The sequence below is a fragment of the Actinophytocola sp. genome, assembly GCF_035634895.1.
Classification (GTDB): Bacteria; Actinomycetota; Actinomycetes; order Mycobacteriales; family Pseudonocardiaceae; genus Actinophytocola.
Map to the genome: position 1 here is coordinate 15,140 of NZ_DASQCC010000264.1, position 13,463 is coordinate 28,602.

Here is a 13,463-nt window from a genome sequence, read left to right on the forward strand (position 1 = left end):
GTGCGGCGTGAGACACAGAACATCCTGCTGGTGCTGCTCGGCGGCGCGCTGCTGAAGATCTCGTTCACCGGCACCTACCTGCGGTACGTGAAGCCGAGCCACAAGTGGCTGCTCATCGCGGGCGGGACCGTGATGGTCGTGCTGGCGGCCGTATCGATCATCCGGGAGATCCGGGGCGCGCGGGCGCACGCGGCCGGGCACGACCACGGGCACGGCGCCCGCAGCGCGTGGCTGCTGGTACTGCCCGTGCTCGCGGTGTTCCTGGTCGGCCCGGCGGCGCTGGGCGCGGATTCCGTCGAGCGGGCGTCGGGCAACGCGACGGCCAAGCCGTCGACCGAGGGGGCCGGGTCGGAGCTGTTCCCGCCGCTGCCGGCCGGCGACCCGGTCGCCTTGCCGTTGAACGACTTCTCCGCCCGGGCGGCGTGGGACAAGGGGCACTCGCTGGACAACCGCAGGGCGCGGCTGACCGGCTTCATCGTGCACGAGGGCGGCGACACGTACGTGGCGCGGCTGGCGATCTCCTGCTGCGCGGCCGACGCGTTCCCCGTCAAGATCAAGCTGCTCGACCGGCAGCTGTCGAACCTGCCCGACGACAGCTGGGTCGAGGCCGACGTAACGCTGCGTCCCGGCTCGGCGACCAGGGCGACCGAGTACGTTCCGTCGGTCACCACCCACACCGTCCGGCGGATCGACCAACCCGAGGACCCGTACGAGCACTGAGGTCGGCGCTCGACTCACGCCGAGTCGCGCACCACCAGGGTCACCGGGAGGATGGTCGCCTCCGGGCGGACGTCCTCGCCGTTCAGCAGACAGATCAGCTTCCGGACCATCTGGCGGACCTGTTCCCGCGGGTCCTGGTGGATGGACGTCAGCGGCGGCTCCATCGCGGGCGCCAGTGTCGGGTGGTCGTCGAAGCCGATGACGGCCACGTCGCCGGGGACCCGGCGGCCCGCCATGCGCAGCGCCTTCATCGCGCCGGCCGCCATCAGGTCGCTGGCCGCGAACACCGCGTCCAGGTCCGGGCAGCGGGCCAGCAGCTTGGACGTCGCCGTCTCGCCGCTGGCCATGGTGAAGTCGCCGGCCTCCGCCAGGTCCGCCGGGTCAAGGCCGACCGCCGCCAGCCCCGCGCGCCACCCTTCCAGGCGGTCGGCCGCCGCCGGGTGGTCGAGCATGCCCGTCACGGTGCCGATCCGCCTGCGGCCCGAGGCGTACAGGTGCTCGACGGCCAGCCGCCCGCCGGCCCGATTGTCGAAGTCGACCGCGTGCGTGCCGCGCTTGCCGTTGCCGGGCCGGCCGCCGTAGACGACCGGGATCCTGGCCAGGCGCAGGGCGGTCGGCAGCGGGTCGCCCTTGTGCGGCGCGAACACCAGCGCGCCGTCGGCGTGCCCGCCCTCGAGGAACTTGATCGTCCTCGGCACGTCGTCGCGGGTGTCGACGAACATCAGCAGCATCTGGACGCCGACCGTCGACAGCTCGCGGAACGCCCCGTGCATGACGGACGCGAAGTACGGGTCGTCCAGGACGTTGGCCTCGGGCTCGGACAGGACCACCGCCACGGCGCCCGTCCTGCGCGTCACCAGGGATCTCGCGGCCTGGTTGGGGGAGTAGCCGAGCTCCCGCGCCGCCCCGAGCACCTTCTCCCTGGCCCGCATGCTCACGTAGGCGTCGTCATTGAGCGCACGCGACGCGGTCGAGCGAGAAACGCCCGCGTACGCGGCGACGTCCTCCAGCGTGGGACGTCCGTCGATCGGCATGGTCGAAGTGTAACGGAGTGGCGACTTCTGAGAGCGCTCCCGGAAAGTCCTTGACACTTCCCCGTAATCCAGACCACACTCGGAACTCCCCAAACTGGGAGCGCTCCCAGAAATTTTTACGGGCACAGTGTCGAGGACGTAAAGGGACAACAGACGTGCGAAGCAACCAACGACGGGTGTTCGCCGGTGCGATCGCCCTTGCCGCAGCGGTAGGCCTGACCGCGTGTGGCTCCTCCGATGACTCGGGCGGATCTGATTCGGGGAAGATCGAGCTCAGCATCGGCACCTTCACGGAGTTCGGGTACGAGGACCTCATCCCGGAGTACGAGAAGCTCCACTCGAACATCAAGATCACCCATCACAAGACCGGGCAGGGCGGGCCCTACCACCAGCAGCTGCTGACCAAGCTGGCGGCGGGCAACGGCCTCGAGGACGTGGTGGCCATCGAGGAGGGCCACATCTCGGATGTGATCGACAAGACGCAACTGTTCAACAACCTGGCCGACATCGGTCCGAAGGACGTCAAGCCGGACCGCTGGATCGACTGGAAGTACCAGGCGGGCGTGGCGAAGGACGGCGCCTGGATCGGCTACGGCACCGACATCGGTCCGCTCGCCATGTGCTACCGCAAGGACCTGCTCGAGGCGGCGCACATGGCCACCGACGATGCCTCGGTCAAGGGCTACTTCGCGTCGTGGGACTCCTACTTCGCGGCCGGTGACCAGTACACGAAGGCGACCGGCAAGCCGTGGTTCGACTCGGCGTCGCAGGTCTTCAACGCGATGCAGAACCAGCTCGACGAGGGCTACATCAGCAAGGACGACAAGCTCGCCATCGAGTCCAACAAGGACATCAAGCGCAACTGGGACAAGGTGACGGCGGCCGTCAAGGGTGGCCAGAGCGCGAAGCTCGTCGCGTTCAGTCCGGACTGGAACGCAGCCTTCAAGCAGAGCGGGTTCGTCACCAAGACCTGCCCGTCCTGGATGCTCGGCGTGGTCAAGGAGCAGGCCGGTCCGGAGAACGCCGGCAAGTGGGCGGTCACCGACGCGTTCCCGGGCGGTGGCGGCAACTGGGGCGGCTCGTACCTCGCGGTGCCCAAGCAGTCCAAGCACCCGAAGGAGGCCGCGGCACTCGCCGCGTGGCTGACCGCGCCGGAGCAGCAGATCAAGGCGTTCGCGAAGACCGGCAACTTCCCCAGCCAGGTCGAGGCACTCGACTCGCCCGAGCTGCTGGGCACCACCAACGACTACTTCGGTGGTGTGAAGACCGGCCAGCTGTTCGCGACGATGGCCCAGAAGGTCGGCAAGGCGCAGTACAAGGGCCCGGGTGACGGCAAGATCCAGGAGAACGCCACGAGCCCGGCACTGCAGGCGGTCGAGCAGGGCAAGTCGCCCGAGGAGGGCTGGCAGCAGGCGGTCGACGCCGCCAAGAAGATCGTCAAGTGATGACCACGGTAACCAGGCGGCGGGCGTCACACCAGGGGGTGGCGCCCGCCCCACCGGGCAGACCGAAGCTCACGTTCCGCCAGCGCCTTTCGCTGGCGGACGTGAAGTGGTCGCCATACCTCTACATCGCGCCGTTCTTCGTCATCTTCGGCGTGGTGGGCCTGTTCCCGCTGCTGTGGACCGCGTACCTGTCGCTGTTCGACCGCGAACTGCTCGACGCCGAAGGCACGTTCATCGGCCTCGGGAACTACACCGAGCTGTTCCGGGACAGTCAGTTCTGGAACGCCCTGTTCAACACGCTCAGCATCTTCGTGCTGTCGTCCGGACCGCAGATCGTGGTCGCGGTGCTGGTCGCGGCGCTGCTCAACACCCGGCTGCGGGCGCCGACCGGATGGCGGGTCGGCGTCCTGCTGCCGTACGTGGTCAGCCTCGTCGCGGTCGGGCTCATCTTCGGGAACCTCTTCGGGCACAACTACGGGCTCGTCAACGGCCTGCTGGAAGCGGTCGGCATCGACCGGATCGACTGGCAGACCAACTGGTTCGCCTCGCACCTGGCCATCGCCACCATGGTCAACTGGCGGTGGACCGGTTACAACGCGCTGATCGTGCTCGCGGCGATGAAGGCCATTCCGAAGGAGATCTTCGAGGCGGCGATGATCGACGGGGCCTCGGCGGCACGCCGCTTCTTCTCGGTCACACTGCCACTCCTGCGACCGACCCTGATCTTCGTGGTGGTCACGTCCACCATCGGCGGCCTGCAGATCTTCACCGAGCCCAAGCTGTTCGACGCCATGCCGGGCTCCAACAACGGCGGACCGTCCAACCAGTTCCAGACGATCACGCTGTACATGTACCAGACCGCTTTCGAGACACAGAAGCTCGGTTACGCGTCGGCGATCGCCTGGGTGCTGTTCCTGGTGATCATCATCTTCGCGGTGCTCAACTTCCTGCTGACCAGGCGGATCTCGTCGAGCGGAACCGAGGAAGCCCCATGACCGCCATCTCGTTGCGCCGGGTCACGCGGCGCGCACAGACGGGCGACAAACGCGCCTCCTTCTGGGTGTACGGGCTGCTGATCGCGTTTATGCTCGGCTCGGTCTTCCCGTTCTTCTGGTCGTTCCTCGTGGCCTCCCGGGACAGCTCGATGCTGACCGAGCGGGTCCCACCGCTGCTGCCCGGCGGCAACTTCCTGTCCAACGCGGCGCGGGTGTTCGACACCGTGCCGTTCTGGAAGGCGTTGGGCAACAGCGTGATCGTGTCCGGCACGGTCACCCTCACCACGGTCCTGTTCTCGACCCTCGCCGGTTTCGCGTTCGCCAAGCTGCGGTTCCGCGGCCGGGATGCCCTGTTCGTGTTCGTCGTCGCCACCCTGGCGGTGCCGACGCAGCTCGGCATCATCCCGCTGTACATGGCGATGGGCGAGCTGGGCTGGGCCGGTCACCTGGAGGCGGTGATCGTGCCGAACCTGGTCACCGCGATCGGCGTGTTCTGGATGCGGCAGTACACCGCGCAGGTGGTGCCGTACGAGCTGATCGAGGCGGCACGTGTGGACGGTTGCTCGATGATCAGGGTTTACTGGCACGTGTGCCTGCCGGCAGTGCGGCCGGCGGCGGCGTTTCTGGGCATGTTCACGTTCATGACCTCCTGGAACGACTTCCTGTGGCCGTTGGTGGTGCTCAACGCCGACAACCCCACCGTGCAGCTCGCGCTGGAGCGGCTACAGAGCGGTTACTACGTCGACTACTCGCTGGTGCTGGCCGGAACGACTCTGGCCACCATTCCGATCTTGTTCGTGTTCGTCGTGCTCGGCCGCCAGATCGTGGCGGGAATCATGCAGGGCGCAGTGAAGGGGTGATCATGTCAGTTTTGCCGCAAACGTCAGAGTCGGTAGCGCTCCGTTTCCCCACGGGCTTCGTGTGGGGGGCGGCCACGGCGTCGTTCCAGATCGAGGGGTCGACCACGGTGGACGGCCGGGCCGAGTCGATCTGGGACGTGTTCTGCCGCCGTCCCGGCGCCGTGTTCAACGGCGACACGGGCGACCCGGCCGCGGACCACTACCGCCGGTACGTCGAGGACGTCGAGTTGATGTCGTCGCTCGGGCTGGGCGCGTACCGGTTCTCGATCGCGTGGCCCAGGTTGTCGGACCTGGGCTTCTACGACCGGCTCGTGGACGAGCTGCTGGACAAGGGCATCGCCCCGTGGGCGACGCTGTACCACTGGGACCTGCCGCAGTCGCTCGAGGACAAGGGCGGCTGGACGAACCGGGACACCGCCTACCGGTTCGCCGAGTACGCGGCCACGGCCGTCGGCCGGCTCGGCGACCGGGTGAGCGGGTGGCTGACGCTCAACGAGCCGTGGTGCGCGGCATTCCTCGGGTACGGCAACGGTGTGCACGCGCCGGGCGTGCAGGACTCGAGGGCGGCGGTCGCGGCTGCGCACCACCTCAACCTCGCGCACGGGCTCGCGATGTCGGAGATCCGCGCGCACGCCCCGGACGCCCCGGCCGGGATCACGCTGAACCTGTTCCCGGTCCACCCGGCCACCGCCTCGGAGGCCGACGCGGACGCGGCCCGCCGGGTCGACGGCCTGCAGAACCGGATCTTCCTCGACCCGGTGCTGCGTGGCGAGTACCCGGCCGACCTGCTCGCCGACCTGGCGCCCTTCGGCCTGCCGGAGCTGATCGAGGACGGCGACCTCGAGGTGATCAACGCGCCGATCGACCTGCTCGGGATCAACTACTACCGCGCGTACCTGGTCTCGGCCGGCGACCCGGTCGACGGTCCGACGGAGTGGCCCGGCTCCTCGGACGTGCGGTTCCTGCAGTCCGGACACCCGAAGACGGAGATGGACTGGGAGGTCCAGCCGGACGGGCTGACCGAGCTCCTGGTGTCGCTGACCCGCGAGTATCCCGGGGTGCCGCTGTACGTCACGGAGAACGGGGCCGCCTACCCCGACACGTTCACCGAGGACGGCGAGATCCGCGACACCGACCGGATCGCCTTCCTGGACGGTCACCTACGCGCCTCCCACACGGCAATCGAACAGGGCGCTGACCTGCGCGGATACTTCTGCTGGACCCTCCTCGACAACCTGGAGTGGGCAGAGGGCTACGCCAAACGGTTCGGCCTGGTCCACGTCGACTTCGAGTCCCAGAAGCGAACCCTGAAGGAAAGCGCCCGCTGGTACTCGAACGTCATCACCCACAACGGCCTACCAACAACAGAAGGCTGACCAAGACCTACCGGGGGTCGGGGCCTGCTGAAAAACGCCCCCGACCCCCGGTACAACCGCGAGTCCCGCGTTCGCACACCCCGAGTTCCGCGTTCGCGCATACCGAGTCCCGCGTTCGCACACACTGAGTTGCGGTTTCGTGCTGACGCCCAGACCGTGTGCACGAAACCGCGACTCGCTATGTCTGAACCCGCGACTCGCTACGTTTGAACGCGGGACTCGGTGTGTCTGAACGCGGGACTCGCTAGGTTTGAACGCGGGACTCGCGGGGTTAGTGGGTGCAGGCGGCGCAGGTGCCGAAGACCTCTACGGTGTGGCTAACCTCGGAGAAGCCGTTCTCGGCTGCGATCTTCTCGGCCCACTTCTCCACCGCGGGGCCCTCGACCTCGACCGTGCGGCCGCAGGCTCGGCAGACCAGGTGATGGTGGTGGTGCCGGGAGCAGCGGCGGTAGACGGCCTCGCCGCTGTCGATGCGCAGGACGTCCACCTCGCCGGCGTCGGCGAGGGACTGGAGCGTGCGGTAGACGGTGGTCAGGCCGATGCCCTCGCCCCGGGTACGCAGCTCCTCGTGCAGGTCCTGGGCCGAGCGGAAGTCGTCGATCTGTTCCAGCAGGCTCGCCACGGCGGCCCGTTGCTTCGTCGACCGGCGGCCGGGGACGGTGGGGGCCTGGCGTTCACTCACGACCGCGCCTCACCCTCTCCTCGCGGGCTCAGGGTGGGCGGTCGCTGGTCGTGGTGCCCTCGGTTCGCTCCGTAAGCTCCGCTCACCTGCCCGCTCCTTCCTCCACGTGCGCCACCGCGTCGACCACGATGTGCGAGAGGTGCTCGTCGACGAGACGGTAGACGACCTCACGGCCGTGCCGGTCGCCGCGGACGACGCCCGCGGCCTTCAGCACCCGCAGGTGCTGGCTGATCAGTGGCTGGGCCACACCGAGGGTCTCGACCAGCTCGTGTACGCAGCGTTCGTGCTCACGCAGCTCCAGCACGATCGCGATGCGGACCGGCGCCGCGAGCGCACGCAGCAGGTCGCCCGCGGCCTGGAGGGTCTGAACCGGGCGCGTCGCCACCGCGGTGACCGTCGGACGGTCGGCTGAGTGGGGCGCGGTCAGTTCCGGGGACGAGGTGGCATCCGACGTCACGATGAACATCGTCCTCTCGGTTGGCTGATGAAACGGATTACCGTGTTCAACATCCTATGCCGCGAACCTATTTCACCAGTACAACCGACACGGCGATGATGATCAACAAAACGAGGATGAGCCCCCGGCCGAGCCGCTGCGTCGGTGCCAGGGCCCGCCAGGTGGCCGCCAGCATGACCGCGATGCCCGCCGCGAGCGCGCCCAGCAGCACCGCGCCGGGCACGCCGCGCACCACGACGCCGACCACGAACACCGCGGCCACGACCACGAAGACGGCGAGCGGCGGCACCCGCGACAGCGGACCGTCACCGGCGATCAGCTTCGCCTTCGTCGAACGCCTAGCGCGCACCCCGGGACCTCCCTCACAGCCGGCAACGCCGAAATCATTCGTTCGTGTCAGTCGCGATCCAGCTAGTCTTTGTCGACCGCGCCGTTGACCGCCATTGAACGCCATGGCCGAGAGCGCGTGACAGTTGGAGTGGAACCATGCCCGCCGATCTCGTCGAGACCGTCGTCAGCCTGTGCAAGCGCAGAGGCTTCGTGTACCCGTGTGGGGAGATCTACGGCGGCACGCGCTCCGCCTGGGACTACGGGCCGCTGGGCGTGGAGCTGAAGGACAATGTCAAGCGCGAGTGGTGGCGCACGATGGTCCAGCGCCGGGAGGACGTCGTCGGCATCGACTCCTCGGTCATCCTGCCCAGGCAGGTGTGGCAGGCCTCCGGTCACGTGACGGCGTTCCACGATCCCCTGGTCGAGTGCACGTCGTGCCACAAGAGGTTCCGCGCGGACCAGCTCATCGAGGAGTACGCGGCGCGCACCGGCCTCAACGTCACCGAGGACAAGCTCGGTGTCGTGCCGTGCCCGCACTGCGGCGTCCGCGGGCAGTACACGGAGCCACGCGAGTTCAACATGATGCTCAGTACCCACCTGGGCCCGGTGGAGTCCGAGGAGGGGCTGCACTACCTGCGGCCGGAGACCGCGCAGGGCATCTTCGTGAACTTCCTGAACGTGCTCACCACGTCGCGGCGCAGGCCGCCGTTCGGCATCGGCCAGATCGGCAAGTCGTTCCGCAACGAGATCACGCCGGGCAACTTCATCTTCCGTACCCGCGAGTTCGAGCAGATGGAGATGGAGTTCTTCGTCGAGCCGGGGACGGACGAGACCTGGCACCAGTACTGGATCGACGAGCGCGTGCGCTGGTACACCGACCTGGGCATCCGGGCGGACAACCTGCGGCTGTACGAGCACCCGCGCGAGAAGCTGTCGCACTACTCGAAGCGGACGGTCGACATCGAGTACCGCTTCCAGTTCGGCGGGCAGGAGTGGGGCGAGCTGGAGGGCATCGCCAACCGCACCGACTTCGACCTGACGACGCACACCAACCATTCGGGCGTGGACCTGTCGTACTTCGACCAGGCGACCAACACGCGGTACCGCCCGTTCGTCATCGAGCCCGCGGCGGGCGTGGGCCGCCCGATGATGGCGTTCCTGCTGGACGCGTACCGCGAGGACGAGGCCCCGAACGCCAAGGGCGGCGTGGACAAGCGGGCGGTGCTGAGCCTGGACCGCAGGCTGGCGCCGGTGAAGGTCGCGGTGCTGCCGCTGTCCCGCAACCCCGACCTGACCCCGAAGGCCCGCGACGTGGCGGCCACACTGCGCCAGCACTGGAACGTCGACTTCGACGACGCGGGCGCCATCGGCCGCCGCTACCGCCGCCAGGACGAGATCGGCACCCCGTTCTGCGTGACCGTCGACTTCGACTCCCTACTGGACCACGCCGTCACCGTACGGGAGCGCGACACCATGACCCAGGAACGCGTCTCGATGGACAAGCTCCCGAACTACCTGGCGGGCCAGCTGATCGGCTGCTGACGCCATCCCCTGACATCTGTCACGGTGAGGTGGTGACGCTCGGCCTGCGTGGTGGGTGCTTCCGGGCGGCATCGTCGTCATCGTGAACGAAACAGGGATCTCCGCGGGCGCCGCCGTCATGCTGGCCGGCCTGCGTAAGAGCTACGGGGATGTCCACGCGGTCGCCGGGGTCGACCTGACGATCGCGCCGGGGGAGGTGGTCGCGCTGCTCGGGCCGAACGGCGCGGGCAAGTCCACGACCGTCGACATGCTGCTGGGTCTCACCAAGCCCGACGCGGGCACCGTGACCGTCTTCGGCGCGAGTCCGCACGAGGCGGTCGCCAGGGGCACCATCGGCGCGATGCTGCAGGGCGGCGCGCTGCTCGACGACGCGACCGTCGGCGAGACCGTCGCCATGGTCGCGTCGCTGCACCGGTCGCCGCTGCCGGTCGCCGAGGCGCTGCGTCGCTCCGGGGTCGGGGAACTCGCGAACCGGCGGTGCAACAAGCTGTCCGGGGGCCAGAAGCAGCGCGTGCGGTTCGCCGTCGCGCTGGTCAGCGACCCGGACCTGCTGGTGCTCGACGAGCCGACCGCGGCCATGGACGTGCAGGGGCGCCGCGAGTTCTGGAAGGCCATGCGCGGGTTCACCAACACCGGCCGCACGGTCGTGTTCGCCACGCACTACCTGGAGGAGGCGGAGAACTACGCCGACCGCGTGGTGCTCATGCGAGCCGGGCAGATCGTCGCGGACGGGTCGGTCGCCGAGGTGACCTCGCTCGTGGCCGGCCGCGTCATCCGTGCCGCCGTGCCGGGCGCCACCCAGTCCGCGCTCACCATGATGGTCGGGGTGACCGAGGTCGAGGTCCGGGCCAACCAGGCGGTGATCTCCACCAACGACTCCGACAAGACGCTGCGCGAACTGCTGGCGACCTATCCGCAGGCGCACGACATCGAGGTGACCGCAGTGGGCCTCGAAGGCGCCTTCCTTTCCCTCACCAGCGACGAGAACGCGGGAGCTGACCGGTCATGAGCTTCACCTACCTCCTCCTCGAGGCGCGCCGCGCGATGCGCAACGGCCGCTTCATGATCTTCTCGATCGCGTTCCCGGTCCTGCTGTTCCTGCTCTACACCGGGATCTGGGCAAACGGGGACAAGGCCGTCACCGGCATCCTGATGGTCAACATGACCTCGTTCGGCGCGTTGTCCGCCGCGCTGTTCGCGGGTAGCCGGGTGGCGCTCGAACGCTCCGTCGGATGGCAGCGCCAACTGCGGCTCACCCCGCTGTCCGGCGGCGGTTACCTGACCGCGAAGGGCCTCACCGGCATGCTGCTGGCCCTGCCGGCCGTGGTCCTCGTGCCGCTGGTCGGGGTGGCGGTCGAGGGCGTGTCGCTGGACGCGGCCGGCTGGTTGAGGGTGACCATCGGCATCTGGCTCGCGGTCATCCCGTTCGCCCTGATCGGGCTGCTCATCGGCCAGGTCGGCACGCCGGACAGCATGCAGCCGATCATGAGCCTCACGATGATGACCATGAGCATGCTCGGCGGCGTCTTCATCCCGATCGACTCGATGCCGGACTGGCTGCTGAAGATCGCGCACGTGCTGCCCTCCTACTGGCTCGGCCAGGTCGGCCGGGGTGCGGTGACCAGCGACCTGTCGGTGAACCTCGGGCAGGCGGTGCTGGTGCTGGGCGTCTGGACGGCGGTGGTCGGACTCGGGGTGGTCCGCCGGTTCCGGCGCGACAGTGCTCGGGTGTAGCCGGCGCCGTACGGTGACCTCCGTGGCCGAGCAACAGAAGAAGAACGGGTGGTCCTGGCCGGATGATCCGGCGGGGCCACCCACCCGCGCCGGGCGCATCGCGGGCTTCGTGATGTCCACGATGTTCCTGATCTACCTGGTGAGCCCGATCAACCAGGCCTTCACCGCGCCGCATCCGACGGCGGTGCGGGTCGCGGTCGTGACGACCGTGGCGGTCTACTGCTGCATCTACGCGACCGTTTACATGGCGTTCTCGATGCGGCGCACGTGGTTCGACAAGCGGGTGCGGATCGCCGGCGTGGCGGCCATGTTCGCGTGTGGGATCACGCTGGCCGTGCTCCTCGGGCCGGACAACCTCATGTTCCTGACGTACGCGATCTCGGCGGCGCTGATGCAGCTGCCGCCGACGGTCGGTCTGCTGCTCGGCCTGGGGACGACCACGGCGCTGCTCATCGGCACCGAGATCGCCGAGGGCGCCCCGGACTGGAACGCCGCGTCGATCCTGGTGGTGCTGACCATCGCGATGTTCGGCACCCGGCAGGTGATCATGGCGAACGCCGAGCTGCGGGCCGCCCGCGACGAGATCGCGACGCTCGCGGTCGCGGAGGAGCGGTCGCGAATGGCGCGGGACCTGCACGACGTGCTCGGCCACAGCCTGACCACCATCACCGTGAAGGCCGGCCTCGCCCGCAGAATCCTGGAAAGCTCCGGCGACGACCAGCGAGCCATCGCCGAGCTGCGCGACGTCGAGACCCTGTCGCGAACCGCGCTGGGTGAGGTCCGCTCCACGGTGTCCGGCTACCGCGAGGCATCACTGGCGGCGGAGCTGGTGGGGGCGCGAGTGGCGCTGCAGGCGGCGGAGATAGCGGCGGACCTGCCGCACGCGGTGGACAACGTGCCGGCCGGGCTGCAGGAGCCGTTCGCCTACGTCCTGCGCGAGGGAGTGACGAACGTGATCAGACACTCCAACGCCCACCGCTGCGAGATCCGCCTAGGCGAGTCCTGGATAGAGATCCGCGACGACGGCACCCCCGCCGAGACGTGTGGTTCCGGCCACGGCCTGTCCGGCCTGAAGGAGCGGCTGGCGAAGGTCGGCGGCTCCCTGTCGGCCGGACCGGCGGAGGCGGGTGGGTTCATCGTGCGGGCGTCGGTCCCCGTGGCGGTGACGGCGTGATCCGCGTGCTGCTGGCCGACGATCAGGCGCTGGTACGTGGCGCGCTGGCGGCGATGCTGGGGCTGGAGCCGGACATCGAGGTGGTGGCACAGGTCAGCTCGGGCGGAGAGGTGGTGCCGACCGCGCTGGACTCGAAGCCGGACGTCGCGCTGGTGGACGTCCAGATGCCCGGCAAGGACGGGATCACCGCGGCGGCGGAGCTGCACCGTGCCCTGCCGTCGTGCCGGATCGTGGTGTGCACGACGTTCGGCCGCCCCGGCTACCTGAGCCGAGCGATGGCTGCGGGCGCGGTCGGCTTCGTGGTGAAGGACGCGCCACCGGAGCAGCTCGTCGACGCCGTTCGGCGGGTACACGCGGGGCTGCGGGTCGTGGACCCGGCACTGGCCGCGGAGTCCCTGGCGACAGGCCAGAGCCCTCTGACCGACCGCGAACGGGACGTGCTCCGCGTCGCCAGCTCCGGCGGCACGATCGCCGACGTGGCAAGGTTCCTGTCGCTGTCCCAGGGAACGGTCCGCAACCACCTGTCCTCGGCGATCGGCAAGACCGGAGCCCGAACCCGCGCGGAGGCTGCCCGCGTGGCCGAGGACCGCGGTTGGTTGTGATCCAGCCACGTCCCTCTCGACGAGAGCGTTGAGTTGGTGTGGAGTGTCGTCCTGTATGGACTGCTCGGTGCCCTTGTCGGTCGATCGGGAGAGAACGACGGGGGGACATGGGTGGCGGCTCTGGTCGCTGCCGCGACATCGCGGGGCAAGCATCCAGGCCTCGTTGCGCGAGCAGCACCTGGGCAGGCCTGAGGTCGTGGCTGAGGCCTACGCCGCCTGCGCCAGCTGGCCAACCTGTTGGTCGGAATCCTGCACGGCTGCCTCAAACCGGCACCTCCTACGAGACGACCGCCTGGTCGAATCACACCGAGAACATTGCAGCTTGGCATAAGCTCCTGGGATGTCTTTCTGGGCTCGAAGGGCGCGCGGGGTCGAGGCGTGACCGATCCCGTTGGGGTTGGGCGGATATGGCGTGTGTGACCGGGAAACCTAGCCGGGCGCCATGGTGGTTGGCTGGTTTCAGTCGCTCTCCTGGTTCACCTAGCACCACTCGCTTCCGGTGGCTGCCATGG

At 68.8% G+C, this 13,463-nt stretch carries 14 protein-coding genes; 10 read left to right on the plus strand and 4 right to left on the minus strand.

What is annotated here, in order from left to right; translation table 11 throughout:
- Window positions 1–720 (plus strand): TIGR03943 family putative permease subunit, encoded by a 720-nt coding sequence (locus VET29_RS40650; RefSeq protein ID WP_324931675.1) that lies wholly within the window; start codon window positions 1–3, stop codon window positions 718–720.
- Window positions 721–734: 14 nt separating this feature from the next.
- Here the strand turns inward: VET29_RS40650 and VET29_RS40655 are convergent, their stop codons facing one another.
- Window positions 735–1,754: a LacI family DNA-binding transcriptional regulator gene (locus VET29_RS40655; protein WP_324931678.1), complete on the minus strand. Its 1,020-nt coding sequence runs from the start codon at window positions 1,752–1,754 to the stop codon at window positions 735–737.
- A gap of 155 nt (window positions 1,755–1,909) precedes the next feature.
- Between VET29_RS40655 and VET29_RS40660 the strand changes: the two genes are divergently transcribed.
- From VET29_RS40660 to VET29_RS40675, 4 genes are read left to right on the plus strand one after another with little or no spacing between them, the layout of a single operon-like run.
- A complete protein-coding gene (locus VET29_RS40660) occupies window positions 1,910–3,199 on the plus strand; it encodes an ABC transporter substrate-binding protein (RefSeq protein ID WP_414636733.1) in 1,290 nt (429 codons plus the stop codon).
- Window positions 3,199–4,194: a sugar ABC transporter permease gene (locus tag VET29_RS40665; RefSeq protein ID WP_324931681.1), complete on the plus strand. Its 996-nt coding sequence runs from the start codon at window positions 3,199–3,201 to the stop codon at window positions 4,192–4,194. Before VET29_RS40660 ends, VET29_RS40665 begins: the two co-directional genes overlap by 1 nt.
- Window positions 4,191–5,054 carry a carbohydrate ABC transporter permease gene (locus VET29_RS40670; RefSeq protein ID WP_324931685.1) on the plus strand — a complete coding sequence of 288 codons (864 nt, stop codon included), beginning with the start codon at window positions 4,191–4,193 and terminating at the stop codon, window positions 5,052–5,054. Before VET29_RS40665 ends, VET29_RS40670 begins: the two co-directional genes overlap by 4 nt.
- 2 nt (window positions 5,055–5,056) lie before the next feature.
- Window positions 5,057–6,430 (plus strand): GH1 family beta-glucosidase, encoded by a 1,374-nt coding sequence (locus VET29_RS40675; protein WP_324931688.1) that lies wholly within the window; start codon window positions 5,057–5,059, stop codon window positions 6,428–6,430.
- A 271-nt stretch (window positions 6,431–6,701) separates the two neighbouring features.
- On the opposite strand, the gene VET29_RS40680 is transcribed toward VET29_RS40675, so the two are convergent.
- The 3 genes from VET29_RS40680 to VET29_RS40690 form a co-directional block, all read right to left on the minus strand.
- Entirely contained in the window at window positions 6,702–7,112 is a 411-nt protein-coding gene (locus VET29_RS40680; RefSeq protein WP_324931691.1) for a Fur family transcriptional regulator, read from the minus strand.
- An 82-nt stretch (window positions 7,113–7,194) separates the two neighbouring features.
- Window positions 7,195–7,578 carry an ArsR/SmtB family transcription factor gene (locus VET29_RS40685; RefSeq protein ID WP_414636734.1) on the minus strand — a complete coding sequence of 128 codons (384 nt, stop codon included), beginning with the start codon at window positions 7,576–7,578 and terminating at the stop codon, window positions 7,195–7,197.
- Window positions 7,579–7,636: 58 nt separating this feature from the next.
- Window positions 7,637–7,918, minus strand: coding sequence for a DUF6703 family protein (locus tag VET29_RS40690; RefSeq protein WP_324931693.1), 282 nt, complete (start codon window positions 7,916–7,918; stop codon window positions 7,637–7,639).
- Between the two features lie 137 nt (window positions 7,919–8,055).
- Here VET29_RS40690 and VET29_RS40695 point away from each other — a divergent pair, with 137 nt between their 5' ends.
- From VET29_RS40695 to VET29_RS40715, 5 genes are all read left to right on the plus strand, one after another.
- Window positions 8,056–9,441 (plus strand): glycine--tRNA ligase, encoded by a 1,386-nt coding sequence (locus VET29_RS40695; RefSeq protein WP_324931696.1) that lies wholly within the window; start codon window positions 8,056–8,058, stop codon window positions 9,439–9,441.
- 118 nt (window positions 9,442–9,559) lie between these two features.
- Entirely contained in the window at window positions 9,560–10,450 is an 891-nt protein-coding gene (locus VET29_RS40700) for an ABC transporter ATP-binding protein (RefSeq protein ID WP_324931718.1), read from the plus strand.
- Window positions 10,447–11,175: an ABC transporter permease gene (locus VET29_RS40705; RefSeq protein WP_324931699.1), complete on the plus strand. Its 729-nt coding sequence runs from the start codon at window positions 10,447–10,449 to the stop codon at window positions 11,173–11,175. The genes VET29_RS40700 and VET29_RS40705 overlap by 4 nt, the downstream gene beginning before the upstream one ends.
- A gap of 22 nt (window positions 11,176–11,197) precedes the next feature.
- Window positions 11,198–12,349: a sensor histidine kinase gene (locus tag VET29_RS40710; RefSeq protein ID WP_324931703.1), complete on the plus strand. Its 1,152-nt coding sequence runs from the start codon at window positions 11,198–11,200 to the stop codon at window positions 12,347–12,349.
- Window positions 12,346–12,951, plus strand: coding sequence for a response regulator transcription factor (locus VET29_RS40715; protein ID WP_324931706.1), 606 nt, complete (start codon window positions 12,346–12,348; stop codon window positions 12,949–12,951). The genes VET29_RS40710 and VET29_RS40715 overlap by 4 nt, the downstream gene beginning before the upstream one ends.
- Window positions 12,952–13,463: the final 512 nt, after the last annotated feature.